Origin of the sequence: Arcicella aquatica, from assembly GCF_034928825.1 — a bacterium.
GTDB classification, from domain to species: Bacteria; Bacteroidota; Bacteroidia; order Cytophagales; family Spirosomataceae; genus Arcicella; species Arcicella aquatica.
In genome coordinates this window covers 411154-436728 of sequence record NZ_JAYFUL010000001.1, presented here as the reverse complement: position 1 = coordinate 436728, position 25575 = coordinate 411154, and the positions used below count along the sequence as shown (strand labels likewise).

The 25575-nt window shown below is 35.0% G+C and carries 27 protein-coding genes; 26 read left to right on the top strand and 1 reads right to left on the bottom strand.

Features of this window, described 5'->3' with window-relative positions:
• The first annotated feature begins 38 nt into the window (after positions 1–38).
• From rpmD to VB264_RS01755, 15 genes are all read left to right on the top strand, one after another.
• A complete protein-coding gene (gene rpmD / locus VB264_RS01825) occupies positions 39–218 on the top strand; it encodes a 50S ribosomal protein L30 (protein WP_309913340.1) in 180 nt (59 codons plus the stop codon).
• An 80-nt stretch (positions 219–298) separates the two neighbouring features.
• Positions 299–745, top strand: a complete 447-nt coding sequence (rplO, locus tag VB264_RS01820; RefSeq protein ID WP_323246281.1) for a 50S ribosomal protein L15 — start codon at positions 299–301, stop codon at positions 743–745.
• 209 nt (positions 746–954) lie between these two features.
• Positions 955–2277: a preprotein translocase subunit SecY gene (gene secY / locus VB264_RS01815; RefSeq protein WP_309913348.1), complete on the top strand. Its 1323-nt coding sequence runs from the start codon at positions 955–957 to the stop codon at positions 2275–2277.
• 36 nt (positions 2278–2313) lie between these two features.
• A complete protein-coding gene (gene map, locus VB264_RS01810) occupies positions 2314–3108 on the top strand; it encodes a type I methionyl aminopeptidase (RefSeq protein ID WP_309913350.1) in 795 nt (264 codons plus the stop codon).
• 18 nt (positions 3109–3126) lie between these two features.
• Positions 3127–3345, top strand: a complete 219-nt coding sequence (gene infA, locus VB264_RS01805) for a translation initiation factor IF-1 (RefSeq protein ID WP_095160735.1) — start codon at positions 3127–3129, stop codon at positions 3343–3345.
• A gap of 88 nt (positions 3346–3433) precedes the next feature.
• Positions 3434–3550, top strand: coding sequence for a 50S ribosomal protein L36 (gene rpmJ / locus VB264_RS01800; protein ID WP_109324399.1), 117 nt, complete (start codon positions 3434–3436; stop codon positions 3548–3550).
• A gap of 60 nt (positions 3551–3610) precedes the next feature.
• Positions 3611–3988 carry a 30S ribosomal protein S13 gene (rpsM, locus tag VB264_RS01795; RefSeq protein WP_109741970.1) on the top strand — a complete coding sequence of 126 codons (378 nt, stop codon included), beginning with the start codon at positions 3611–3613 and terminating at the stop codon, positions 3986–3988.
• A gap of 115 nt (positions 3989–4103) precedes the next feature.
• A complete protein-coding gene (gene rpsK, locus VB264_RS01790) occupies positions 4104–4499 on the top strand; it encodes a 30S ribosomal protein S11 (RefSeq protein WP_184128614.1) in 396 nt (131 codons plus the stop codon).
• Positions 4500–4612: 113 nt separating this feature from the next.
• Positions 4613–5218 carry a 30S ribosomal protein S4 gene (gene rpsD, locus VB264_RS01785; protein WP_309914672.1) on the top strand — a complete coding sequence of 202 codons (606 nt, stop codon included), beginning with the start codon at positions 4613–4615 and terminating at the stop codon, positions 5216–5218.
• Between the two features lie 322 nt (positions 5219–5540).
• The gene (locus VB264_RS01780) at positions 5541–6530 is read left to right on the top strand and encodes a DNA-directed RNA polymerase subunit alpha (protein WP_309913354.1); all 990 of its coding nucleotides are present in this window, start codon (positions 5541–5543) and stop codon (positions 6528–6530) included.
• Between the two features lie 179 nt (positions 6531–6709).
• Positions 6710–7246 carry a 50S ribosomal protein L17 gene (gene rplQ, locus VB264_RS01775; RefSeq protein ID WP_309913356.1) on the top strand — a complete coding sequence of 179 codons (537 nt, stop codon included), beginning with the start codon at positions 6710–6712 and terminating at the stop codon, positions 7244–7246.
• A 119-nt stretch (positions 7247–7365) separates the two neighbouring features.
• Positions 7366–7905: a hypothetical protein gene (locus VB264_RS01770; protein WP_323246278.1), complete on the top strand. Its 540-nt coding sequence runs from the start codon at positions 7366–7368 to the stop codon at positions 7903–7905.
• Positions 7902–8861, top strand: coding sequence for a hypothetical protein (locus VB264_RS01765; RefSeq protein ID WP_323246276.1), 960 nt, complete (start codon positions 7902–7904; stop codon positions 8859–8861). The genes VB264_RS01770 and VB264_RS01765 overlap by 4 nt, the downstream gene beginning before the upstream one ends.
• 63 nt (positions 8862–8924) lie before the next feature.
• Positions 8925–9854 carry a 16S rRNA (cytosine(1402)-N(4))-methyltransferase RsmH gene (rsmH, locus tag VB264_RS01760; protein ID WP_323246274.1) on the top strand — a complete coding sequence of 310 codons (930 nt, stop codon included), beginning with the start codon at positions 8925–8927 and terminating at the stop codon, positions 9852–9854.
• A gap of 11 nt (positions 9855–9865) precedes the next feature.
• A complete protein-coding gene (locus tag VB264_RS01755) occupies positions 9866–10243 on the top strand; it encodes an FtsL-like putative cell division protein (protein ID WP_323246272.1) in 378 nt (125 codons plus the stop codon).
• Between the two features lie 15 nt (positions 10244–10258).
• Here the strand turns inward: VB264_RS01755 and VB264_RS01750 are convergent, their stop codons facing one another.
• The gene (locus VB264_RS01750) at positions 10259–10843 is read right to left on the bottom strand and encodes a Crp/Fnr family transcriptional regulator (protein WP_323246271.1); all 585 of its coding nucleotides are present in this window, start codon (positions 10841–10843) and stop codon (positions 10259–10261) included.
• Positions 10844–11105: 262 nt separating this feature from the next.
• On the opposite strand from VB264_RS01750, the gene VB264_RS01745 reads away from it, so the two are divergent.
• From VB264_RS01745 to VB264_RS01695, 11 genes are all read left to right on the top strand, one after another.
• Positions 11106–11570, top strand: a complete 465-nt coding sequence (locus VB264_RS01745) for a hypothetical protein (RefSeq protein WP_323246270.1) — start codon at positions 11106–11108, stop codon at positions 11568–11570.
• 12 nt (positions 11571–11582) lie between these two features.
• The gene (locus VB264_RS01740; protein WP_309913374.1) at positions 11583–11783 is read left to right on the top strand and encodes a helix-turn-helix transcriptional regulator; all 201 of its coding nucleotides are present in this window, start codon (positions 11583–11585) and stop codon (positions 11781–11783) included.
• A gap of 98 nt (positions 11784–11881) precedes the next feature.
• The gene (locus tag VB264_RS01735) at positions 11882–12862 is read left to right on the top strand and encodes a Kelch repeat-containing protein (RefSeq protein ID WP_323246269.1); all 981 of its coding nucleotides are present in this window, start codon (positions 11882–11884) and stop codon (positions 12860–12862) included.
• A gap of 109 nt (positions 12863–12971) precedes the next feature.
• Positions 12972–14078, top strand: coding sequence for a sensor histidine kinase (locus VB264_RS01730; RefSeq protein WP_323246268.1), 1107 nt, complete (start codon positions 12972–12974; stop codon positions 14076–14078).
• Positions 14079–14734: 656 nt separating this feature from the next.
• Complete coding sequence (locus tag VB264_RS01725; RefSeq protein ID WP_323246267.1) at positions 14735–16840, top strand: penicillin-binding protein; 2106 nt, start codon at positions 14735–14737, stop codon at positions 16838–16840.
• A gap of 44 nt (positions 16841–16884) precedes the next feature.
• Positions 16885–18345 carry a UDP-N-acetylmuramoyl-L-alanyl-D-glutamate--2,6-diaminopimelate ligase gene (locus VB264_RS01720; RefSeq protein WP_323246266.1) on the top strand — a complete coding sequence of 487 codons (1461 nt, stop codon included), beginning with the start codon at positions 16885–16887 and terminating at the stop codon, positions 18343–18345.
• A gap of 149 nt (positions 18346–18494) precedes the next feature.
• Complete coding sequence (mraY, locus tag VB264_RS01715; protein ID WP_309913389.1) at positions 18495–19709, top strand: phospho-N-acetylmuramoyl-pentapeptide-transferase; 1215 nt, start codon at positions 18495–18497, stop codon at positions 19707–19709.
• A 322-nt stretch (positions 19710–20031) separates the two neighbouring features.
• Positions 20032–20289 (top strand): DUF4834 family protein, encoded by a 258-nt coding sequence (locus tag VB264_RS01710; protein WP_323246265.1) that lies wholly within the window; start codon positions 20032–20034, stop codon positions 20287–20289.
• Positions 20290–20447: 158 nt separating this feature from the next.
• Positions 20448–20969, top strand: coding sequence for a hypothetical protein (locus VB264_RS01705; RefSeq protein ID WP_323246264.1), 522 nt, complete (start codon positions 20448–20450; stop codon positions 20967–20969).
• A 297-nt stretch (positions 20970–21266) separates the two neighbouring features.
• Positions 21267–22388, top strand: coding sequence for an efflux RND transporter periplasmic adaptor subunit (locus tag VB264_RS01700; RefSeq protein ID WP_323246263.1), 1122 nt, complete (start codon positions 21267–21269; stop codon positions 22386–22388).
• 40 nt (positions 22389–22428) lie between these two features.
• Complete coding sequence (locus tag VB264_RS01695) at positions 22429–25575, top strand: efflux RND transporter permease subunit (RefSeq protein ID WP_323246262.1); 3147 nt, start codon at positions 22429–22431, stop codon at positions 25573–25575.

Here is a 25575-nt window from a genome sequence, read left to right as displayed (position 1 = left end):
TGTAATAACTTTTAACCCAAACTCGTAACTATAAGACCATGTCAAAGGTAAAAATTACACAAGTAAAAAGTACAATCAAACGCCCAGACGTTCAAAAACGTACTATGCAAGCTTTAGGCTTAGGCAAAATTAACAAAAGCGTTGAAAAAGAGTTGAATCCTGCTATTGAAGGGATGATTCGTGCGGTTCAACACATGATTGTAGTTGAGAATATCTAATATTATTGAGGTTCCCTCATTAGTATAGCGAGTTACTCCACAGGGGAGTAGCGTTTAGCAAACATTAAAAAAATAATACAATGAATCTTTCTTCATTAAAGCCTGCTCAAGGCTCAACAAAAGTTAGAAAAAGAGTTGGTCGTGGTGCTGGTTCTGGTTTAGGTGGTACTTCTGCTCGTGGTCACAAAGGTGCAAAGTCTCGTTCAGGTTATTCTCGTAAAGCTGGTTTTGAAGGTGGTCAAATGCCTTTACAGCGTAGAGTTCCTAAGTTCGGATTTAAAAATATTAATCGTGTAGAATACAAGGCAATTAACCTTGATACGCTACAAGCTTTAGCTGATTCAATTGGTACAACAGTAATCAATCATGATGTACTTTATAACAATGGATTAGTTTCTAAAAATGATTTAGTGAAAATCTTGTCACGTGGTGCGGTAACATCAGCATTAGAAGTAACAGTTAAAGGTTTTTCTGAATCTGCCAAAACTGCTATCGAAGCAGCAGGTGGAAAAGCAATTGTGGGGTAGTTTGAAATTATGAAAATTTGGAGCTTCAAGTTTTGTTTAATAGATTTGTTAGTTTTCAAATTTTCAAAATCCCGATTTTCAAATTAATTAGATAGACAACAGAAATATTTGAGTAATCGTGTAAAAACTGGCAACAGATTTGTGATTAAAGAAAAAGTTGAACAATTTCAGTTTTCATTCATTATTTGACGATTATTTAAACAGATAGCATGAACAAGTTTATTAACACTATCAAAAACATTTTCTCAATAGAGGAACTAAGAGGTAGAATCCTTAACACTCTGTTGTTTATCACCTTTTTTCGCTTAGGTTCTTATATCGTTTTACCAGGTATTGATGCTGCAAAATTAGAACAAAAAGGAGAAGGCGGTTTATTAGGTTTGTTGAATATGTTTTCGGGTGGAGCATTCAATAATGCTTCTATATTTGCTTTAGGTATTATGCCTTACATCTCTGCCTCTATTGCTATTCAATTGTTAACAATTGCATTGCCATATTTTCAGAAGATGCAAAAGGATGGAGAGTCAGGAAGAAAGAAGTTAAACCAAATTACAAGAGTTTTAACAATCTTTGTTACTGCTGCTCAAGCAACAGCATACCTACAAACAACTATTCCTGCAGAAGCAATCATCGTTAGTGCATGGTCGTTCCGCTTGTTTGCTGTAATTATCTTGATTGCTGGTACAATGTTTTGTATGTGGTTAGGAGAAAAAATTACTGATAAAGGAGTTGGTAACGGTATTTCAATGCTAATTATGATTGGTATTGTGTCTCGTTTCCCGGGATCAATCATCGGTGAAGCTCAATCTCGTGGAATGTCAGGAGCTTTATTATTTGTAATAGAAATTGTAGCGCTTTTCTTCGTTGTAATGGGTGCGGTAATGGTTACGCAAGCAGTTAGAAGAATCCCAGTACAATATGCTAAACAAGTAGTAGGTAACAGAACTTCATCTGTAGGTGGCGAACGCCAGTATATTCCGTTGAAGCTTAACTCAGCAGGTGTAATGCCTATCATTTTTGCACAAGCTTTAATGTTTGTTCCAGGATTGGTAGCAGGTTCTTTAGCTGAGAAAAGTGAATTCGCACAGTCGGTAGCTCAGAAATTCAGTGATTTCACTTCATTAGAATACAATTTGTTATTTGCGTTCTTGATTATCGTATTTACATTCTTTTATACGGCTATTTCAATTAACCCAACACAAATTTCTGATGATATGAAAAGAGGTGGTGGTTTTGTACCAGGTGTTAAGCCAGGTGAAGCTACTTCAACTTTTATCGCTGATATTTTAGATAGAATTACTTTGCCAGGAGCATTTATGTTAGCCATTATTGCTATCCTTCCTGCTTTAGCAAGTTTATTCGGAATCACTCGTGGTTTTGCATCTTTCTTCGGAGGAACTTCATTGCTAATTTTAGTAGGTGTTGTATTAGATACCTTACAGCAAATAGAAAGTTATTTATTGATGCGTAAGTATGAAGGATTGATGCAATCAGGTAGAATTAAAGGTAGAACAGAGGCGGTTGCTCAATAACAATTTTAGGATGTTATTTCCTAAGCACCAATAAGAATGATTTATTTAAAAACAAATAGCGATTTAGAAATCATCAGAGCAAATGGTATTATACTTGGTCAAGCTCATGCAGAGGTAGCCAAAATGATTAAACCAGGCGTAACGACTAAGGAGTTAGATAAAGTAGCTTACGAGTTTATTAAAGATAATAATAGTACCCCTTCGTTTCTTAATTACAACAAGTTCCCTGCATCTTTATGCATTTCGGTAAATGATGTAGTGGTTCATGGAATACCTAACAATTATCAATTAAGAGACGGAGATATTGTAACAATTGATGGGGGTGTATTTAAAAATGGTTTTCATGCCGACAGCGCATATACTTATGCAATCGGTAATGTAAACGAAGAGACTCTTCTTTTACTGAGAACCACCAAAGAATCACTTTACCAAGGAATTGAACAAGCAGTAGTAGGTAAAAGAATTGGTGATATTGGCTTTGCTATCCAAACTTTCAGTGAGAAATTAGGTTTTACCATTGTTAGAGAGCTAGTAGGGCATGGAGTAGGGAAATCTCTTCATGAAAAACCAGAGGTAGCCAATTATGGTAGAAGAGGCGATGGAGCAAAGCTAAAGGAGAATATGGTAATTGCCATAGAACCGATGGTAAATCAAGGAAAGAAAGCCATTCATCAAGAAAATGATGGTTGGACTATCAGAACCCAAGATAGAAAGCCATCTGCCCATTTTGAACACACAATAGCAATTAAAAAGGATAAAGCAGATATACTAACTACCTTTAAATTTATTGAGGAAGTTATTGCTAAATCAGAGTACATCGTTAATATTTGAAATTTTCAAATTGAATTTATGGCAAAACAATCATCAATAGAAGTAGATGGAATTATCATTGAGGCTCTTTCAAATGCTATGTTTAGAGTAGAGTTAGAAAATACCCATCAAGTGATTGCCCATATTTCTGGTAAGATGCGAATGAATTACATTAAAATCTTACCTGGTGATAAGGTGAAGTTAGAAATGTCTCCTTATGACTTAAGTAAAGCAAGAATTGTGTATCGTTACAAGTAAAATAGGCAGTTGGCAATTGATAGTTTTAGTAAACTTTACGGATGCTTTTGCAAAACTGTAATTAATAGAAACATTAATAAATACTACAATGAAAGTTAAAGCGTCTATCAAGAAGCGTAGTGCTGAATGTAAAGTAATCCGTCGTCACGGAAAACTTTATGTTATTAACAAAAAAAATCCAAAGTTCAAACAAAGACAAGGATGATTATTAACATGGGGTAGTTGAGAAACTTCCTTCATTTAAAATCTAAAAAGCTAAAAAAGTATGGCTCGTATTGCAGGGGTTGATATTCCCGACAAAAAAAGAGGCGAAATTGCTCTGACTTACATCTTCGGAATAGGTCGTAGCACTGCTCAGAAAATTTTAACACAAGCTAATATTTCTTTCGACAAAAAAGCTGGCGAATGGAACGATGAAGAGGCAAGTGCAATTCGTGCGATTATCGCTGGAGAATTCAAGACAGAAGGTCAACTTCGTTCAGAAATCCAGTTGAACATCAAGCGTTTGATGGACATCGGTTGTTACCGTGGTCTTCGTCACCGTAAAGGTCTTCCATTACGTGGTCAGAGAACTAAGAACAACTCTCGTACTCGTAAAGGTAAGCGTAAGACTATTGCGAACAAGAAAAAAGCTACTAAGTAAAAATTAGGCTGAGTTTAAGAATATAATATTCTTAATTCGTCGAGTTCTAAGATGAGAAGGTTGCTCTTCGGAGAATGTACGTACTCAAAACTGGAATTGAAAAACAAATCTAACAATGGCACAGGCTAAAAGAAAAGACAAAGCAAAGAAGAGAGTTGTTGTAGTTGAACAGCATGGTCAAGTACACATCAAAGCTTCTTTTAATAACATCATTATTTCTATTACTAACAGTCAAGGACAAGTAATCTCTTGGGCTTCTGCTGGTAAAATGGGCTTCAAAGGTTCTAAGAAAAATACTCCTTATGCTGCACAAACAGCCGCAACAAACTGCGCTGCCGTAGCTGTAGAAGCTGGGATGAAAAAAGCTGATGTTTTTGTAAAAGGACCAGGTTCAGGTCGTGAATCAGCTATTAGAACTATTTCTAATGCTGGTATCGAAGTAATCTCTATCAAAGATATTACTCCACTTCCTCACAACGGATGTCGTCCTCCAAAACGTCGTAGAGTTTAATCTTCATTAAAAATTTACTGGAAACGTTAATTAGTAATTATTAACGTTTTCTTTTATTTATCTTAATTACTTCATCGAACAAAAGAGGTTTGATGACTTTATTAATTTTAGAAATGGCAAGATATACAGGTCCAAAATCAAAAATTGCTCGTCGTTTTGGTGAGCCAATCTTAGGTCCAAGTAAAGCGTTAGCACGCAAAAACTATGGTCCAGGTCAGCACGGTAAAGGTAAACGTGGTAAAGTTTCAGAATATGCTTTGCAATTAAAAGAAAAGCAAAAAGTGAAATATACTTACGGTATCCTTGAAAAGCAATTTGAAAACTTATACCACAAAGCGGCTGTAAGAGAAGGTATCAAAGGTGAAAACCTTTTGAAACTTTGTGAAGCTCGTCTTGATAACACTGTATATCGTTTAGGAATTGCTCCTACTCGTCGTGCAGCTCGTCAGTTGGTTATTCATAAGCACATTCTTATTGACGGTGAAATTGTAAACATTCCATCGTATTCTCTTAAGCCAGGACAATTAGTAAGTGTACGTGAGAAATCTAAATCTTTAGAGGTAGTTTCTAACTCACTTGCTGGAAAAGCTGGAAAACGTTTCAACTGGTTAGAATGGGATACTCCTACAATGACTGGTAAATTCGTTTCTTATCCAGAACGTTCTGACATTCCAGAGAACTTCAATGAGCAAGCAATCGTTGAACTTTATTCTAAGTAATCATATATTTTGACAGAGTAAATGGTCAAAAATATTCTGACAATTTAATTGAAAACTTTGTGACTTAGATTTTACATTAATGTGTAAAATCTAAGTTTGTTTGATTTTGTGTTTATTCAATATTAGATGTACAATAATTAATATTGTTTATTCTAAGGGACTTAATTTTCCGTAAACTTGTAATATAGATGATTTCTTCTGAAATGTCAAGATTTTATCGAAAAAATAGTAACCCTAAATGCTAAAATTACAGAGTTAATTCGTAAATTGCGAATTGATTACTCTATTCTTACACATTCCAAGGTAAATTACGCTACGAAATATGTCAATATTAGCATTCCAAATGCCCGATAAAGTTGTCATGGAAAAAGCTGACGACTTTCACGGGTTATTTGAGTTTAAGCCACTCGAAAAAGGCTATGGCGTTACAATCGGTAATGCACTTCGTAGAATCTTGCTGTCTTCATTAGAAGGCTACGCTATTACAAGCGTTAAGGTTGGCGGAGTTTTGCACGAATTTTCAGCCATTGAAGGAGTAATTGAGGATATGACTGAAATTATTTTGAATTTGAAGAAAGTTCGATTCAAAAAAAGTCAGGAAATCCTTGAGAATAAAATCAATGTAAGAGTGAAAGGTCAAAGCACTCTTAAAGCAGGCGATATTGCTAAATTTACAAATTATTTTGACATCTTAAATCCAGATTTAGTTATCTGTAATTTAGATGAATCAAAAGAATTTGAGATGGAGATTATCGTTGAAAAAGGTCGTGGATATGTTCCTTCAGACGAAACTAGAAACTCAGAACCTCCTTTTGGTCACATTCCGATTGATGCAATCTTTACACCAATCAAAAATGTGAAATTCAGCATCGAAAATACTCGTGTTGAACAAAAAACAGATTATGAGAAATTGGTTTTGGATATTGAAACAGACGGATCAATTCACCCTGAAGACGCATTAAAAGGTGCAGCATATATCTTGATTCAACACTTTATGTTATTCTCTGACCAAACAATGACTTTCGAGTCTATGAAGGCAGAAGAAGACAACGTGGTAGATGAAGAAATGCTACACATGAGAAAATTATTGAAGACTGCTCTAGCAGATTTAGACTTGTCAGTTCGTGCTTACAACTGTCTTAAATCAGCTGATGTTAGAACTTTAGGAGACTTGGCTAGATTAGAAATTTCTGACATGATGAAATTCCGTAACTTCGGTAAGAAATCGTTGACTGAATTAGAACAACTAATCGAAGAAAAAGGACTTCACTTCGGTATGGATGTTGCTCGTTATCGTTTAGACGAAGACTAAGAGCCATTCAGCTTGTTTAGCAATCAAGGAAAAATTAGTGTTTGCTAACTGTAGTAAGCACTAATTTTTTAATTTTTAATAGTAGTAATAGGTGAGTTGATGCGAATTAACTTAACCGCAATGATAGCTTATTTCCGCTGGGAACTAAGTGTGTCATTTCAAACTTACGAAACAATATAATGAGACACGGTAAAAAATTCAACCATTTAGGTAGAACTGCTCCTCACAGAGCCGCTATGTTATCGAACATGGCATCTTCTTTGATTCTTCACAAAAGAATCGAAACTACAGCTGCTAAAGCTAAAGAATTAAGAAAGTATGTTGAGCCTTTGATTACTAAATCAAAAGACGACAATACTCACAATCGTCGTATTGTATTCTCTTACTTACAAAACAAAGAGTCTGTTAAAGAACTTTTTGGTATTGTTTCTGAGAAAGTTGCTAGCCGTCCAGGTGGTTACACTAGAATTATCAAATTGGCGAATCGTCTTGGTGATAATGCTGAAATGTGCTTAATGGAATTAGTTGACTTCAACGAAACTTTATTGGCAGCTACAGCTGAGAAAGCAGTGAAAACTCGTCGTGGTCGTCGTTCTGGAGCTAAGAAAACTGAAGATACTATCGAAGCTGCACCAGTAGCTGAGGTTCCTTCGGCTGAAGTAGTAGAAGATGAAACTCCTGCTGCTGAAACTTCGGAAGAAAAAACTGAAGAATAATCTAAAGTAGATTTTTCTATTTCAAAAAGGACTTTGACTTTGGTCGAAGTCCTTTTGTTATTTTGGTCGATTATAACTTTTACGTTATTAATATCAATATACATCCGTAATTTTGTAATATGAAATCATCCATCATAATACTTGTAATGCTTACTTTGCTTATTGCTTGTAAGGAAGAAAAGACTTCTTTTATCAATAAATATTTTGATTTAAAAACTACAATAAGCAATCAAATCAATATTCTGAATACAAAGAAACCATCTTTTAATAAAACTGTTTGGAGTAATAATATACCAGAAACCAAGCTTATCAAGATAGAAGACTGGTCAAAAGAATTAGAGCTATTCGTACAAACTGATTTGAATAAACCTGCTTATTTAAATAGTTATGACATCAGCCAGTCTGATTCTACCATAGTTTATACCTTAAAAGCTAAAGAAAATCTTCCAGTAAAAATGGTGAAAATCTATCTTCAAAAGGGAGCATTTACGGCATTAGAAGCCACTATTACTAACGAAAACTACCTTTATGAAACCAATAAGCATATTAAAATGACTTTGGCGAATGGAGTGGTTGACTATTATTTAATAGAAGGCACACAGAAGCTAGTGTTTGGGGATAAAAAGGCATTTAAGATAGAAGCAAAAGCACAAAAATGATACAAAGGTTTTTAAAGAAAATAGCTTTATTGTCCTTTCTAATTATCATTAGTTTATATGCATTGGCATTTGTTGTAGATAGCGGTCTGAGAAAATCTAGAAATGCATATTATGCAAGCTGGAATGATTTGTTTGATGGAAAAATCAATGCAGATTTATTGATTTTAGGGTCATCAAGAGCAGAGTTTCATATTTCTCCTAAAATTATTGACAGTTCTTTACGACTTAATTCTTATAACTTAGGTATGTCGGCTTGGCATTTCGATATGCAATTTGCCCGATTTAAATTGTATTTGGCCCATAATAAAAAGCCTAAATATATTATTCATAACGTAGATGTATATGGTTTTGCTAAACGTGCTGATGTAGTAAATCCTGAACAGTTTCTACCTTTTATTAACGAGCCAGTCATAACTGAAACTACACGTGGACATAAAGGAGAGTTTGATGAGTATCAACAAAATATACCCTTATTAAAGTATAAAAATCAGCAAGCTTTGGCTTGGGAAGGCATTTGTAATTTTGTAAATTTTACTTCACTATACGATACTACTACTAAATATAAGGGTTACAGAGGCAATACTTATGAATGGAACCATGATTTTGAAAGGTTTAAGAAGCGGTATCCAAAAGGAGTAAGGTATACGTTTGATAAGACTATCAAAAAGCAGTTTGAAGAATATTTAGCTTTTTGCGAAAAGCAACACATCAAAGTGGTGTTATTGTATGCCCCAGAATATTATGAAGTACAGCCTTTGTATAAAAATAAGCATACAATGATTAAAATGTGTAAAGAAGCATCTGAACGCTATCATTGCTATTTTTTAGATTATTCAAAAGATTCGCTGTGTTATCAACGAAAGTATTTTTATAATTCTCAGCATTTGAATAAATATGGAGCTGAGATTTTTTCTCAAAAATTAGCGTTGGACGTAAAGAAATTGCTTCATATTTAATTGAAACGCTTCGCTAAATTCCAGCAAGATTATCCATAAATTTGTATTTAAAGATTAAAAATAATGACAATCAATACTGAGTACCATCGCCCAATAATGCTTCAAGAATGCCTTGACGGACTAAATATACGTCCTGATGGCGTTTATGTAGATGTAACTTTTGGGGGCGGTGGTCATTCAAGAGCTATTTTGGCACAATTAGGCGAAAAGGGAAAACTATATGCTTTTGACCAAGACCCCGACGCTAAAGTAAATGCTCAGGCTTTTCAAGACCCTCGCTTTACATTCATCGAAACCAATTTTAGGAATATTAAAAAATACCTACGATTGTACGGAGTCAAAAAAGTAGATGGTATTTTAGCCGATTTTGGTATTTCATCACATCAGATAGATGAACCAACACGTGGATTTTCGACACGCTTTGAAGGTGATTTAGATATGAGGATGAATCAAAAGGCAGAGGTGTCAGCTTATACGATTGTCAATGAATATTCTGAGGCACAATTGCATAAAATTTTGGGAATGTATGGCGAAATCAAAAATGCTCGTACTTTGGCCAATGCTATTCATAGTGCAAGGCTGAATACACCCATCAAAACTACAGGCGAATTGAAAGCTATTTTAGAAAAATATGCTCCTAAATTCAAAGAGTTCAAGTATTTTGCACAGGTATTTCAAGCCATTAGGATTGAAGTTAATCAAGAATTGGAAGTAATAGAAGAATTTTTAGAGCAAGTGCCTGATTTGTTGAAAGACGAAGAAAGTAGGCTCTGTATCATGACGTTCCATTCTTTGGAGGATAGACTCGTTAAGAACTATATCAAGGCAGGAAACTTCAAAGGAGAGCCTGATAAAGACATTATTTACGGTACGGTAACCAAACCTTTGATGGCTATCAATAAAAAACCTATTGAGGCATCGCCAGAGGAATTATCAATCAATGGTAGAAGTAGAAGTGCTAAACTAAGAATTGCAACATTGTCTGAAAAGTAAAAATAAGCATTATGGCAAAAAATGTATCCCGTGCCCCAAAGGTTAGTCAGTCGAGTAATAAACCTAGTAAGGGTATCTTTGCTTTTTTTGATAAGATATTCAATATGGATAGACTGTTGGGTGGCGAGTTTCCAGCCAGCCAACTTCGCTATGTATTATGGGTATCGGGACTCATTGTTATCTATATCGTGTCATCGTTGAATGCCGAAAGTCTGATTCATAAAATAGACAAAGCAAAGTTTGTATTGGAAGAAAAAAGGGCTGACTATACTACCCAAAAGGCTGATTTTATGAAAGCAGGAAAGCAGTCTGAAATCATCAAGAAAGTAGCGCCAATGGGACTGGAAGAAAACAAAGTTCCTCCAACCAAAATTGTGGTTGAAGATTAGGCGAGTATAAAAAAGCTAAATCTTAATGCTATTGATTAGTTTACTAAAATTACTAGGGTCGATACCGATATAATTGGCCAAATATTTATGCGGTACAATCTGTAAGATATGCGGGCTTCTCCGTAATAATTGTTGAAATTTTTCTTCGGAAGAAAAACATTGTAGTTCTACTAGCCTCTCTAATATTCCCGAAAACGCCCCTGTTAATCCTTTCCTTAATAATACTTCAATAGCAGGGTGAGTAGCTAAAAGCTCATCTATCTGAGTATAAGAAGCCCTCAAAAAAACAGAAGGGCTTAAGGTCTCATAATAATATTTAGACGGGGTTTGATTCATCATCGAATCGAGGATACCGCCAAAATTTGATTGATAAGAAAAAACCAAAGTCGCTTCTCGGTTTTGTTCGTCCAGATAATACAGTCTTTGCAATCCATCCACTACAAAATATAAATACTTTTCAACACAGCCAGCCTCAGTAAGCATCTCTTTTCTTTTGGCAGAAAAAGGCTTAAACAACGCATAAAAAGCCTCAAAGTCTTCCTCTGATAAAGGATGAATATGATTAACGGTTTGTTGAAGTAGAAGCTTTGGGGAAGTCATTCAGGAAAGTTTTTTCAAAGATACATGTAGGAATAAAAAAAAGCTAACAAGTTTGTAAGAGCTGTGAGTGATGAGCTTTTTTTGTGCTTGCCTAAAATAGCTTGCCTTTCTTTAAGCAGTAAAGATTTATAACAAATGAAGGCTCACAGCTCAAGGCTCAAAACTCACGGCTAAAGAAATTGTATAAAATATTTGTCATAGTGTAAAATATACTTTACTTTTAGTTCGTTAAACTTGTCTAAAACTCTTAACATATATTCCGATGAAAGCAAAATATTTATTTCCGTATCAGTACAAATTTGTTGGTTGGACATTAACAATCCTTTTCTTATTAATTTGGATTGTTGGAGCCATTACAAAAACAGGGCTTGATTTTTTTACCATTACTTTACCCTTTAAATATGCATTACAAGATAGTTTCGGCGCATCCAGCAATGAAACAACACTTAATTTGGGCGACGAATTTATTGTAATAGGACTCATCGTTGGGATGATTCTGATTGCTTTCTCAAAAGAAAAAGTAGAAGATGAATATGTATCACAAGTAAGGCTAGAAACCCTACAGTGGGCTATTTATATTAATTTTGTACTTTTAATAGTAGCCACAATATTTGTATATGGCACTTATTATTTTAATGTAATGATATATAATATGTTTACACCTTTGCTGTTTTTCATTGGCAGGTTTTATTATGTTTTATACCTGAAATCAAAAATTGAAAGTTAACCGTACTGCTTTATGAAAAATACAATCAGAATAGAAAGGGCGATACTAAACATTACCCAAGGAGAACTAGCAGAAAGAGTTAAAGTTTCTCGACAAACAATCAATGCGATAGAAAGTAACAAATATGTCCCTTCAACAGTATTAGCCTTGAAAATTGCCCGTGAGTTTACAAAAAAAGTTGAAGAAATTTTTGAATTAGAAGACAATGATTAGTGATGAATTTATAGAGTACGATAGCCATAGCTAAGGCTTGATTTTTAAGATTTAGTAACTAAATTGAAGCATCAAAACTTAAAAATAATTTAAATACTATGAAAATTAAACTTCATTTTTTGTCAATCTTTTGTGCATTAACCAGCTTTGCCAATGTAAATATATATTCACAAACTTGGGAGATTATACAGCCTGTAAATACTTGTACCAAACGGTCAGAAAACACATTAGCAGCAGTTGGCGATAAATTAGTATTGTTTGGTGGAAGAAATGTAAAAGCTACCGAAGTATATGACATCAATACAAAGACATGGACGAAAGTGGCGGATGCGCCTTTAGAGATTCATCATTTACAAGCAGTTACTTATCATAATGAAGTATATGTAATGGGTGCTTTGACGGGTCAATATCCTCATGAAACGCCTATTCCTAATATTTATATTTTTAACATTGAAAAAGGAGAATGGCGCAAAGGCCCTGAGATTCCCACGGATAGATTAAGAGGTTCTGCTGGTTGTGTGGTTTATAAGAATAAAATTTATTTGGTTTGTGGGATTCAAGATGGACATTGGGATGGCCACGTAGCATGGTTGGATGAATATAATCCACAAAATAATACTTGGCGTAAATTGGCTGATGCTCCTCATGTTCGCGACCATGTAAGTGTGGCGGTGATAAAAGACAAATTGTATTTAGCAGGTGGCAGACGTTCAACCGCTAAAATTAACAAAGTATTGGAGCTGACAGAACCTGCGGTAGATGTGTATGATTTTAAACAGAACAGTTGGAAAATATTGCCAGAAAACTTAAACCTACCAACACAAAGAGCGGGCAATTCGGCAGTAGCATTGGGCAATAAACTGTTGATTATTGGAGGAGAAAGCCCAGCACAAGTGCCAGCTCATAGTGATGTAGAAGCATTTGATGTGGATAAACAAACATGGGGCAAATTTCCAAGCCTTAATCAAGGGCGACATGGTACTGGTGCAGTAGTAGTAAAAGGCAAAGTTTACACCATAGCAGGTTCAGGAAACCGTGGCGGTGGTCCAGATTTAGATGTGATAGAGGTATTGAAGTAATATTGATAATAAAGTTATTTTTGAAAGTATTCTTATAATGTTTATATAGTTCTACAGAAAATGAAAGTACAAACAAATAAAGACAATTAAAGAGTAAACCTGTTTTTGAATGGAAAAGATTACCGATTTATTTCTAAAAGTATATCCTATAGAAGGGGTATCTAACCAAAAAAGGGTGTTGTTGCATGTTGTTTTTTGGATTGTTTTTTTTATTGGATTATGGGGAATAATTCTCGGACCAACTGTTAATATTTATTATCAACTAACGACTATACTGTATATTGTTATATCAGATTTTATATATTTCTATTTTATAACTTATGTAATACTGCAAACTTGGTCAAATGATAATTACCAAAAATACTTTGTCACAATTTTTGGAATCATCTTTTTGATTTTTATTTTGAGCATTCTTTTCTATTTCAGAGTACATTTAATATTTGACAATAAATGGTTTAATACAAAAAATATTAATGGACTTGATAGCGGTTTGCTTGCTTTTTACAAAAAAGGTTATTGGTCGTATTTTAATACAGGCGAAGTGATTGGTAGTACACTTGAAATATTTCTTACAGCTTTACCTGCTTTTTTTATTAAACTAACGCGTTCATTAGGTAAGAGTGTTTCTGAAAAGAAGCAAATTGAAATTGATTATTTAAGAGCACAAATCAATCCTCATTTCTTAACGAATACACTTAATAATATTTATAGCCTTACGATAACAGATGATAAGCGTAATGGTGATGCCATTTTGTCTTTATCAAGTTTATTAGATTATGTGCTTTATGAATCTAATGAACAAACTATAAGCCTTGAAAGAGAAATAAGTTTCCTGACAAATTTCATAGAATTAGAGAAAATCAGGAATACTAAAAGATTAGAAGTAGACTTTGTAGTAGAAGGTGAAATACATGGAAATATTCCTCCAATGATACTCGTTACTTTTGTTGAAAATGCCTTCAAGCATAGTATAGTCGATTTAAAATCAAGATGTTTTATTAAAATTCATTTAAAAGTTGTTGATGATAGTTTATCATTTGAGGTGGTAAATAGTAAGTCTAATATTGTATCTATTAATCGAAAAACGACTTTTGGTGGGATTGGTTTAAGTAATACAAAAAAACGTTTAATAACGCTTTATCCTAATGCTCACTCGCTTGAAATTAAGGATGAAAAAGATACTTATTCAATCAACTTGAAAGTTGTATTATCGTAATTCAAATGGGGTTTATATTTCGTTGAAGAACATAAGAAGAACATAAATTAAAGACTTATAGATTTTATGATAAACATGAGTCATCCCGAATTTTCTCTTGGAAAAGCAAGTTTTAAAAGATTTCAATGTTTTTTGGATTTATTCTCGTACTTACTTTTTGCCTTGATGCAAAAAGTAAGTACAACGGCGGACCGTAAAAAAATCAAGAATCCCTAATCGCATCGGCGAACCGACTCGCTTCGCTCAAACAGTAGGAATTCGTTGCCCATCAATCATAAAAAAGCGGTCGAAAAACTAATTTCGACCGCTTTTTTATGATTTTAAAATTCGGGATGACTCATGTTTACTATATAAGCTGTTTAAACTTTCCGTTTCTGAGGTGAAAGTATTCTAAAAGACTTAGTTTAACCCGAAAAAGAAAGTTTAAACAGCTTCAAAATTTACCCTTCCCAAAAAAATATTAGTCTATCGTAAAGTTTGTTTAGGGAGACGCAAATAGAAGGCTCAGTTTATTAGGACTTCGTCTTGTATTTATTTTCCCTTTCTTAATCATCTTGATGCTTTCTTCAATTCGCATTTCCGATTTTTAGTATATTTGTGGATATTGTAGCTTGGAAAAGTATTTATAAGCATTTTTCTGTCAGATTTATATATCAATGAACATCAAAAAAGACATTGTTTTAAGGTTACGCTTTGTGTTTTTGCTAATTCTATTTTTTGCCATAGGAATAGTATGGCGAATTGTTCAATTACAGAATATTGAAGGTGAAAAATGGCGAAAAGAATCGAGTCGCAGGTATGTGAGTGAAAGAACGATAGAGGCTGTTCGAGGAAATATTTATGCAGACGACGGTAGTTTGCTGGCTACTTCTTTGCCGAAATATCGTTTGGGCTTTGACCCACTCGTTTCTTTGTCTGATAAAAACAAAAAGATTTTTGAGGAGGGAATTGAAGATTTATGTAAAAAGTTATCAAACTTTTACGGAGATAAAGACTGGAAGGATTATTTCTCGATGATTAATTTAGCCCGTCACGAAAAAGACCGCTATATTCTTCTGAATAATTCTTTGATTGATTTTCAAGATGTAAAAATGATGAAGACTTGGCCTATTTTCAAAGAAGGAAAATATAAGGGCGGAGTGGTTTTTGAAAAAGTAAATGTGCGCTATAACCCTTTTGGTAAAATGGGGTTCCGTACAATAGGGTATAAAAAAGATAAAGAAAAAGTAGGGATTGAAAACAGTTTTGATAGTCAATTAGCAGGAGTACCCGGAAAAGGTATTTTTGAGAAAATAGGTCAAGGAAGTTTTCGACCAATAGATGGAGGAGAGGAATCTATTCCAATTCCAGGTTTGGATATTCACACGACCATTAATGTAAATATCCAAGACGTTGCCGAAAGCTCTTTACTCAGGGCCTTGAAAAGATCAGGGGCTGATAAAGGCTGTGTGGTAGTAATGGAAGTAGCTACGGGTGAAATCAAAGCGATGACCAACCTTACCAGAATGCGGGATACGTCTAATTATGCAGAAACTTATAATCATGCTGTGTTGGGTTTAACAGACCCAGGTTCTGTATTCAAATTAGCATCCATGGTGGCATTGATGGAAGAATGGAATTTATCTAATAATGAGCTGGTAGAGACAGGTGACGGTAAAATGAAAATCGGCGATAAAATCTTAGAAGATTCTAAAACTACGGGCTATGGAACAATAACAGCCCAATCAGTTTTTGAACATTCGTCAAATGTTGGTACTGCCAAGTTAATGTTAAAGTATTTTGGCAAAGGAAATGAAATGAAGTATTATCAAAAACTACATGATTTTCATTTAGACCAACGCTTGAATTTTCAATTACGCCCAGATGCTATTCCTAAAATCAGTCCCCCTAAAAAGGGAGATATCACAGGTTTGCCGTGGAACTCTATCGGATACGGGATGGCTTTGACACCCCTTCAAATGCTAACCTTCTATAATGCCATTGCCAACAACGGGAAATGGATTCAGCCCATTATCGTAAAAGAAACCAGAGTGGCAGATAAAGTGGAGGATGATTTCAAAATCAAGCAAGAAGTAGACGAAAACCCTATTTGTTCCGAAGAAACTTTAGCGAAAGTAAGGAAGATGTTGGAAGGCGTTGTGGAAAGAGGAACAGCATCTAATATCAAAAATGATTTATACAAAATAGCAGGTAAAACTGGAACTTCGCAGAAACTAATTAATGGTAAATACAGAAAAGGAATGTATTATACCTCTTTTATTGGCTATTTCCCTGCGGATGCTCCTAAATATAGCTGTGTAGTGGCCATTGATAATCCGAGGGGCGTAAAGAAAGAAGCCCTTTTTGCTAGTGATGCCTCAGCTCCCGTTTTTAAAGAAATTGCAGATAAAATTTATGCGTGCGATATTCAGATGCACAAATTATTGGCAAAAGGCGGTACCAAGCTTACAAGTCAAAAACAAATTGCTCATACTTCAGACATCAAGGCTATCAACGAAGAGTTTGGTATCGAAAAAATGCCTACTAATGAGGGATGGGCAACGATGCAAGCTGAAAATGGCAAGATGCATTTTGAAGAACACCGAAATCCTAAAAATAAAGTACCAGATATGAGAGGAATGTCGTTGAGGGATGCTATTTATGTATTAGAAAACAAAGGTTATAAAGTAAGTTATAAAGGTATTGGTCGCGTAAGTAGCCAATCGATTCCACCCGGTTCTTTCGCTACTAAAAATAGAACAATTGGGTTAGTACTAAACTAATGGCGAATTAGTGGTTTTTTAATTTGAATTTTTCAATTATCATTATGCAAATCCTGACTGGTCTTCTTAAAAATATTAAAACAATTACTATACTAGGTAATACCGAAATAGCAGTTTCATCTATCATCATCGACTCTCGTGCTGTTACAAAAGGCTCGATGTTTGTGGCTTTAAAAGGCACACAGGTGGATGGTCATACATTTATTGATAAAGCCATTGAATTAGGGGCAAGTACTATTCTTTGTGAAGATTTCCCTGAAAATCCGTCGGCATCAGTTACTTACATTCAAGTAAAAGATACTTCCGAAGCGTTGGGATATATTGCCTCTGCTTTTTATGGTAATCCATCTCAAAAATTAAAACTAGTAGGTATTACGGGTACTAATGGAAAGACTACGACAGTGATGTTGTTATTTCGTTTGTTTCGTCAACTAGGTTATCGTTGTGGATTGATTTCTACCGTTCAAAATCAGATTGACGAAGAAATAATACCTTCTACCCATACTACTCCAGATGCAGTAAGTTTGAATAAACTATTGGCAGAAATGGTTGAGGCTGGCTGTACGAATGCCTTTATGGAAGTAAGCTCACACTCGGTCGTACAACATCGCATTACGGGAGTAACTTTTGCAGGGGCTATTTTCTCAAACATCACCCACGACCACCTTGATTTTCACGGTACGTTTGATAACTATATCAAAGCTAAAAAAGGTTTTTTTGATGCTTTACCCAAAACGGCGTTTGCTTTAGTAAATATCGATGACCGTCGCGGTGCAGTGATGGTTCAAAATACCAAGGCCAGTATAAAAACCTACTCCCTAGAAACCCTTGCTACGGTAAAAGGTAGGATTGTTTCAGATAGTATCTATGGTTTGCAAATGGAAATAGATGGACGTGAGATACATTTTCAGCTAATAGGTACTTTCAATGCGTATAATTTGATGGCTATTTATGGCGCTGCTACCTTGTTGGGCGAAGACCCTGACGAAGTACTGGTACAGATGTCAGGATTAAAAACTGCTCCAGGACGCTTTGAACAGATTGTTTCAATCAAAGACAAAAAAGTAGGTATTGTAGATTATGCCCATACGCCAGATGCTTTAGAGAATGTGTTGAAAACCATCAAGCAGATAAAAGGAGACAACCAACAGGTAATCACGGTAGTGGGCTGTGGCGGAAACAGAGATGCTACTAAGCGCCCGATTATGGCAAAAATAGCTTGTAGCTTATCGAATAAAGTAATATTGACGTCTGATAATCCACGAAAAGAAGACCCATTAGAAATTTTGGCTCAGATGCAAAAAGGCGTTCCTCCGCTAGACTTCAAAAAAACGAAAACTATTGTAGACAGAAAAGAAGCCATTGATTATGCTGTAAATACCTTGGCCGAGGCAGGGGATATTATATTAGTAGCAGGCAAAGGGCACGAAACCTATCAGGATATTCAAGGAGTAAAATATGATTTTGATGATAGATTGATTTTGAAAGAAGCTTTCGGGAATTAACAGAACTTATCAACAAAAGAGATGCACGATTAGGTATAGAATATTGCTTTAAAACTAAATAACATTACTAAATTTGCACTTCTGTTTATACAAACAAAAGCTATTTTAATCTGTCTTCATAATTTCGCCATCATACTAACCAAATTATTATGCTTTATTATCTATTTGATTATTTAGATAAACACTTCAACTTTCCGGGAGCAGGTTTGTTTCAATACATTACCTTCCGTGCTTTTGCGGCAGTAGTTACTTCTTTAGGAATTGCAGCCATTTGGGGAAAAGCCGTGATTAATCTATTGAGTAAATTACAAATTGGCGAAGCCATCAGAGATTTAGGATTAGAAGGACAAATGCAAAAGAAAGGTACGCCTACAATGGGTGGCTTTATTATTCTTTTGTCTTTACTAGTGCCCACTTTGTTGTTTGCGAAGCTTAATAATATTTACATCATTTTGTTGTTGGTAACTGCCGTTTGGTTGGGTGGCGTTGGCTTTATTGATGATTATATCAAAGTATTCAAAAAGAATAAAGAAGGTCTTTCAGGGAGATTCAAAATCGTTGGTCAGATTGGCTTAGGCTTAATCGTGGGTCTTACGATGTGGTTTAATGATGACATTAAAGTAAGGTTTTACGAGAAAGCAAAGATTGCTACCAACATTGGACAGGTACAAAAATTTACGGATTCAAAAGCGTTGATTTCAACAGTACCTTTCCTAAAAAACAACCAGTTTGATTATAGCTATTTAATCCCTGATTTCTTGGGGCTTGACCAATACACTTGGGTAATATATGTAATTGCTGTTATTTTCATTATTACGGCGGTTTCTAACGGTGCAAACATTACTGATGGAATTGATGGTTTGGCGGCTGGAACGTCTGTAATTATTGGTATTGGTTTGGCAGTATTAGCGTATGTATCAGGTAATAAAGTGTTCTCTCAATATTTGAACGTAATGTTTATTCCCAATTCTGGGGAACTGGCCGTTTTTTGTGCGGCTTTTGTAGGTGCATGCGTTGGCTTTTTATGGTACAACTCTTTCCCAGCGCAAGTATTTATGGGAGATACTGGTAGCTTGATGTTAGGTGGAATTATCGCAACACTTGCTATCGTAATCAGAAAAGAATTGTTGATACCTGTATTATGTGGCATATTCTTGATAGAACTACTCTCTGTCATTATGCAGGTAAGTTATTTTAAATATACCAAAAATAAATTTGGCGAAGGGCGTCGTATTTTCTTAATGTCGCCTCTACACCATCACTTTCAGAAAAAAGGCTATCATGAAGCTAAAATTGTAACACGCTTTTGGATTATCTGTATTCTTTTAGTAGTTGTTTCGGTCGTTACGTTAAAATTGAGATAGATTTTCGGAATAAAACTATATTCTAAGACAAAAGCACTTTCGGAATTTCTGAAAGTGCTTTTTATTTTTAATCTATCCAAAAGCTTTAAATCTTATTCAAATGAAAATACGACCATTTATAAAAACTTTTTGATTTTTATAATGACTGAAAAAACTAATTTGTAAATTTGACGTTATTAATTTATGAAATCAAATCACTGGAGCTTACCAAAACAGTACAGGTTACTCATTAGAATGTAGTATTTTTGTAGCATAGTAATGTATTTGGCAATCATCAATTGAAATATTTTTTCTTTTAGTAGTTCCGTAAATCATAACAATCATGTTGTTCAAGATATTCCTTATAATTTGTCTTATCTTATTTATCTTTCCTCGTTTATTAAAATGGGCTTTAAGAGGATTTGTGGTTTCTCAGATTAATAAAGCCCAGCAGGACTTTAACCAAAAACAGCAATCGTATCATTCTTCATCTAATAAGCGTGAAGGCCAGATTGATGTGGATTTTGTTCCACCCAAAAAAGGGAAAAGTACAGAAAATTTTGACGGTGGCGAATACGTAGATTATGAGGAGGTCAAATAAAGGCCTCTTTTTTTATAAAAAATACTCTTCAAAAAGTTTATCATAACAAATCGATGATTTAGTATCATCATTCTTTTTGTTCGTCTAAAAATCAATTATAAATATTTTGATTTTAGGATAAAAATTGTATTTTTGTTAAACGTGAATTTGTAAATTTTGTGGAATTAACCTCAAAACATATCCTTTTTTGCATTAAATGCACATTTTTGATATTATTCCTCATCAAAATCACGCCAGTATCTGCAAATATAAATTGTACTAATCAAAGTTTTTTTGTCAATCAACATAGTGCTGGTTTAATTAATAATCCCCTTCTATCTTCCAAGAATTTCGAAAAATTGATTGGCTTTTCATGCCAAAATATCAACAATTCATCAAAGCGTTATAAGACACTTAAAGATTTAAAAAATCATGCTTATTTTTTCTCTCTTGAAAACCTAATACTTGGGTTTGATGATTCAGATGTAGAAGAAGAACATGTACAAAAAAAGACAAAAAGTACTAAGCGTAATCGCGCTGGTTATATTACAAGAGTTTGTGCCGAGGGAGATTCATTTTTATTTGATTTAGGGACACCTCTTAAAACTAAGGGCAATTTTATCTATAAAGATGCCCATTATCTTGATGTAATTATTTTATTCCATTCTCCTCCTCCCGAGAGCCTCGTTAATGTGGCTTAACATCCAAAAACTTTCTTAAAATTAATTGCTTGATGGTGAATAATGTCTTCGTTTTGGCGAGGTAACATTTGCTGTGGCTATACTTTTTAGAAAGATTTTGAATCGTAAAATCTTATCGTATTGGAAAAAACTGATGATTGAGTCAGTATCAATGAAATCCCGCATTGGCGTTTCCTGATACTATATTGATTAGTTTTCAATAACCACATTCCTTAAAAATAGTAGTAAAATTTTACTGGGTTTTCGATGTCTCTCATAATCAGCCCAAAGTATTTATTCACTTAATTTATTAATGTAATGAAAAAAGTATTCGTGCTTTTATGTTTCAGTGCTACTGTTTTGTGCATGACAGCTTGTTCAACTAACAAAGAAAGCAAAGAGAAGCAAGAGGCGTTTCCAACCACTAATCCCATCATCATTGATACGGATTATAATAATGATTATGTATCAGATATTCATGCCATCAAGAATGTAGAAATACGTGCCCGTGTAAAAGGGTATATCGATAAAATATTGGTAGATGAAGGTAAGTCTGTCAAACAAGGACAAATACTATTTTGCATCAGTAATCAGGAATATAAAGAGGAAATCCTGAAAGCTAAAGCCATGCTGAAAAGTGCTATTGCTGAAGCTAAAGCAGCCGAGCTGAACTTACAAAATGTTAAGCTATTGGTTGATAAAAATGTAGTGTCGAAAACTGAGTTTGAAATGGCCAAAGCAAAGTTAGATGCTTTGAACGCTAGAATAGAAGAAGCACAGTCGCACGAAACTAGTGCCAAATTGAAGTTGTCATTAACCGAAATAAAAGCTCCTTTTGATGGAGTAGTAGATAGAATTCCGAACAAAATAGGAAGTTTAATTGACGAAGGTACTTTGCTAACCACTATTTCAGATAACAAAGAGGTATTCGCTTATTTTAATGTATCTGAAAAAGAATATTTAGACTTTGCCAAAACAATCAAAGAATCTGCCAAGAGTGAGGTATCATTGATTTTGGCCAATAATGAGCCCCATAACTACAAAGGAAACATAGAAACCATTGAAGGGGAATTTGATAAAAATACAGGGAGTATTGCCTTCAGAGCACGTTTTGCTAATCCAGAGAGAATATTAAGACATGGATCAAGTGGGAAAGTAAGAATCAATAATAATGTAAAAAGTGCTTTGGTAATTCCTCAAAAATCAACTTTTGAAATTCAAGATAAGATTTTTGTATATGTGTTAGACAAAGACAATAAAGTACAAACCAGAAGTATTGTGCCTAGACTAAGGATTCCACACTTGTATGTAATAGAAACAGGACTTACTACTAGTGATAGAATTATTTATGAGGGTATCCAGAATGTGAAAGACGGAATGAAGATTATTCCAGAGATGATTTCAATGACAAAAATTATTGCTGATTTAAGAAGTAAATAATCTCATTCAATTCCATTCTTCCATCCAAAGACGAAAAAATATGTTTACAACATTCATAAATAGGCCAGTATTGTCAATTGTAATATCCTTAATAATACTATTATTAGGGGTGTTAGCAATGACCCAACTGCCCGTTACCCAATTTCCAGATATTGCACCTCCAGCAGTAACAGTAACCACAAAATATACTGGTGCTAATGCAGAGGTATGTGCTAAAGCGGTAGTAACGCCCTTAGAACGTGCCATCAATGGTGTACCAGGAATGACCTACATGACCTCAGTATCAGGGAATGATGGTTCAAGTATTGTTCAAGTGTATTTTCAAGTAGGAACAGACCCAGACTTAGCTGCCGTAAACGTACAGAATAGGGTTTCAACAGTATTAGATGAATTGCCAGAAGAGGTAATCAAGGCGGGGGTTTCTACCGAAAAAGAAGTAAATAGTATGTTGATGTACTTAAACATCATGACGAACGATACGACTGCTGATGAGAAATTCTTATACAATTTTACAGATATTAACATCTTAGCAGAATTAAAGAGAATTGACGGAGTAGGTTTTGCCGACATTATGGGGCAACGTGAATACTCTATGCGTGTATGGTTGAAACCAGATAGAATGACATCATACAACGTTTCAGCGGAAGATGTAATGAATGCACTGAAAAGCCAAAACGTTGAAGCCGCTCCGGGTAAAATAGGGGAAAGTTCAGGTAGAAAGGCACAGTCATTACAATATGTATTGCGTTATACGGGAAAATATACCAAAATAGAGCAATACGAAAACGTAGTAATTAAAGCCAATGCCAATGGCGAGATGCTTAGGTTAAAAGATATTGCAGACATTGAATTTGGTTCACTTGATTACGATGTACTTTCAAAAGAAAATGGAAAACCCTCAGCTGCTATTATCTTAAAGCAAAGACCAGGGTCTAATGCAAGTCAGGTAATTAGCAATGTAAAGAAAAGAATGGCAGAACTGAAAGTAGCGACTTTCCCTCCGGGGATGGACTATAACATCAGTTATGACGTTTCTCGTTTCTTAGATGCTTCTATTCACGAAGTAATCAAAACCCTTATCGAAGCCTTTATTTTGGTAGCATTAGTAGTGTTTATCTTCTTACAAGATTTCCGTTCTACGTTGATTCCTGCGTTGGCTGTGCCCGTTTCGCTGATTGGTACTTTCTTCTTTATGCAGATTTTCGGGTTTTCGATTAACTTATTAACCCTTTTTGCTTTGGTACTAGCCATCGGTATTGTGGTGGATAATGCCATTGTAGTAGTGGAGGCCGTTCATGCCAAAATGGAATTGGAACATCTGGATGCACGAGAAGCCACTATTTCATCCATGAATGAAATCAGTGGGGCTATCGTAGCCATTACTTTAGTGATGACGGCCGTGTTTATTCCTGTAGCCTTTTTATCAGGGCCAGTGGGGGTTTTCTATCGGCAGTTCTCTATTACCATGGCTATTGCCATTGTGATTTCTGGAGTAAACGCCCTGACGCTTACGCCAGCACTTTGTGCTATTATGTTGAAAAATAATCATGGACAACCTAAAAAGACCAATTTGTTAAGCAAGTTCTTCGTAAAGTTTAATGAGAAATATGATGGTTTATCAGATGGTTATAAGTCGCTATTAGGTTCGATTGCCAACAGAAGAGTGGTTACATTATTAATGCTATTATTCTTTATTGGCGCTACTTGGGGTACTAATATTTTCCTGCCGTCTGGATTTATTCCTACTGAAGACCAAGGTACAGTTTATGCCAACGTAACTACCCCGTCGGGCTCAACGGTTGAAAGAACAGAAGCCGTAATGGATGAAATTCAGCGAGCTACTACCGAAATAGAAGCTGTTGAGTCAATATCCACCTTATCAGGCTTTAGTTTGTTGACAGATGGTTCTGGAGCATCCTTTGGTATGGGCATGATTAACCTAAAAGCTTGGGAAGAAAGAAAAGAATCGGTTGATGATGTAGTGGAAATCTTGACAGAAAAAACTAAAAATATCAAAGATGCCAGTATTCAGTTTTTCCCTCCGCCTGCCGTGCCTGGGTATGGTAATGCCAGTGGTTTTGAATTAAGGGTACAAGACAGAACAGGTAGCGGTGATTTACAAAAGCTTCAAAAAGTGACTCAAAGCTTTATTGAAGAATTGAATAAGCGACCAGAAATTGAAAATGCCTTTACCAGTTTTGATGCTAGTTTCCCACAGTATCTGATTAATGTGGACAACGACAAAGCAGCTCAAAAAGGTGTTTCTGTGAATAATGCGATGGATAACCTGCAATCGTTGATTGGTAGTTTTTATGCTACAAACTTTATTCGTTTCGGACAAATGTATAAAGTAATGATTCAGGCATTGCCTAAGTATCGTGCTCAGCCAGATGATATATTAAGAATGTATGTAAAAAATGACCAAGGTGAAATGGTACCTTATTCTGCTTTTATCAGGATAGAAAGAGTTTATGGCCCAGAACAACTTACGCGTTATAACATGTACACTTCTGCCATGATAAATGGTGAGCCTGCTCCTGGTTTCAGTAGTGGTAAAGCCATTGAAGCCATCAAGGAAGTAGCAGCAGAAAAACTTCCTAAAGGATATACTTATGATTGGTCTGGTATGACGAGAGATGAAATCTTATCAGGTGACCAAGCCATTTATATCTTTATCATTTGTTTAGTCTTCGTTTATCTTTTATTAGCTGCTCAGTACGAGAGTTTCTTGCTACCCATTCCTGTAATCCTATCGTTGCCGACGGGGATATTCGGAGCCTTCTTCTTATTGTTGATATTGGGTTTACAAAACAACATTTATGCACAAGTAGCCCTCGTAATGCTAATTGGTCTACTGGGTAAAAATGCCATTTTGATTGTAGAATTCGCCATTTTGAAACAAAAAGAAGGGCGTACTCCATTAGAAGCCGCTATTGAAGGTGCGGTATCAAGGTTAAGACCAATCTTGATGACTTCCTTTGCCTTTATCGCAGGGCTAATTCCGCTAATGACGGCCTCTGGAGCGGGTGCTATCGGTAACAAAACCATTGGTTCGGCAGCAGCAGGAGGGATGCTCTTTGGGACGGTATTTGGAGTAATAATTATCCCAGGATTATACGTGATTTTTGCTACGCTGGCACAAGGAAAAGCTAAGAAAAACAAGAAAGAAGAACTAATTCTTAATTAG

Bases quoted from the DNA above. Each gene is read 5' to 3' on its own strand.
- rpmD (WP_309913340.1), top strand. From the start codon at position 39: ATGTCAAAGGTAAAAATTACACAAGTAAAAAGTACAATCAAACGCCCA.
- rplO (WP_323246281.1), top strand. From the start codon at position 299: ATGAATCTTTCTTCATTAAAGCCTGCTCAAGGCTCAACAAAAGTTAGA.
- secY (WP_309913348.1), top strand. From the start codon at position 955: ATGAACAAGTTTATTAACACTATCAAAAACATTTTCTCAATAGAGGAA.
- map (WP_309913350.1), top strand. From the start codon at position 2,314: ATGATTTATTTAAAAACAAATAGCGATTTAGAAATCATCAGAGCAAAT.
- infA (WP_095160735.1), top strand. From the start codon at position 3,127: ATGGCAAAACAATCATCAATAGAAGTAGATGGAATTATCATTGAGGCT.
- rpmJ (WP_109324399.1), top strand. From the start codon at position 3,434: ATGAAAGTTAAAGCGTCTATCAAGAAGCGTAGTGCTGAATGTAAAGTA.
- rpsM (WP_109741970.1), top strand. From the start codon at position 3,611: ATGGCTCGTATTGCAGGGGTTGATATTCCCGACAAAAAAAGAGGCGAA.
- rpsK (WP_184128614.1), top strand. From the start codon at position 4,104: ATGGCACAGGCTAAAAGAAAAGACAAAGCAAAGAAGAGAGTTGTTGTA.
- rpsD (WP_309914672.1), top strand. From the start codon at position 4,613: ATGGCAAGATATACAGGTCCAAAATCAAAAATTGCTCGTCGTTTTGGT.
- VB264_RS01780 (WP_309913354.1), top strand. From the start codon at position 5,541: ATGTCAATATTAGCATTCCAAATGCCCGATAAAGTTGTCATGGAAAAA.
- rplQ (WP_309913356.1), top strand. From the start codon at position 6,710: ATGAGACACGGTAAAAAATTCAACCATTTAGGTAGAACTGCTCCTCAC.
- VB264_RS01770 (WP_323246278.1), top strand. From the start codon at position 7,366: ATGAAATCATCCATCATAATACTTGTAATGCTTACTTTGCTTATTGCT.
- VB264_RS01765 (WP_323246276.1), top strand. From the start codon at position 7,902: ATGATACAAAGGTTTTTAAAGAAAATAGCTTTATTGTCCTTTCTAATT.
- rsmH (WP_323246274.1), top strand. From the start codon at position 8,925: ATGACAATCAATACTGAGTACCATCGCCCAATAATGCTTCAAGAATGC.
- VB264_RS01755 (WP_323246272.1), top strand. From the start codon at position 9,866: ATGGCAAAAAATGTATCCCGTGCCCCAAAGGTTAGTCAGTCGAGTAAT.
- VB264_RS01750 (WP_323246271.1), bottom strand. From the start codon at position 10,843: ATGACTTCCCCAAAGCTTCTACTTCAACAAACCGTTAATCATATTCAT.
- VB264_RS01745 (WP_323246270.1), top strand. From the start codon at position 11,106: ATGAAAGCAAAATATTTATTTCCGTATCAGTACAAATTTGTTGGTTGG.
- VB264_RS01740 (WP_309913374.1), top strand. From the start codon at position 11,583: ATGAAAAATACAATCAGAATAGAAAGGGCGATACTAAACATTACCCAA.
- VB264_RS01735 (WP_323246269.1), top strand. From the start codon at position 11,882: ATGAAAATTAAACTTCATTTTTTGTCAATCTTTTGTGCATTAACCAGC.
- VB264_RS01730 (WP_323246268.1), top strand. From the start codon at position 12,972: ATGGAAAAGATTACCGATTTATTTCTAAAAGTATATCCTATAGAAGGG.
- VB264_RS01725 (WP_323246267.1), top strand. From the start codon at position 14,735: ATGAACATCAAAAAAGACATTGTTTTAAGGTTACGCTTTGTGTTTTTG.
- VB264_RS01720 (WP_323246266.1), top strand. From the start codon at position 16,885: ATGCAAATCCTGACTGGTCTTCTTAAAAATATTAAAACAATTACTATA.
- mraY (WP_309913389.1), top strand. From the start codon at position 18,495: ATGCTTTATTATCTATTTGATTATTTAGATAAACACTTCAACTTTCCG.
- VB264_RS01710 (WP_323246265.1), top strand. From the start codon at position 20,032: ATGTTGTTCAAGATATTCCTTATAATTTGTCTTATCTTATTTATCTTT.
- VB264_RS01700 (WP_323246263.1), top strand. From the start codon at position 21,267: ATGAAAAAAGTATTCGTGCTTTTATGTTTCAGTGCTACTGTTTTGTGC.
- VB264_RS01695 (WP_323246262.1), top strand. From the start codon at position 22,429: ATGTTTACAACATTCATAAATAGGCCAGTATTGTCAATTGTAATATCC.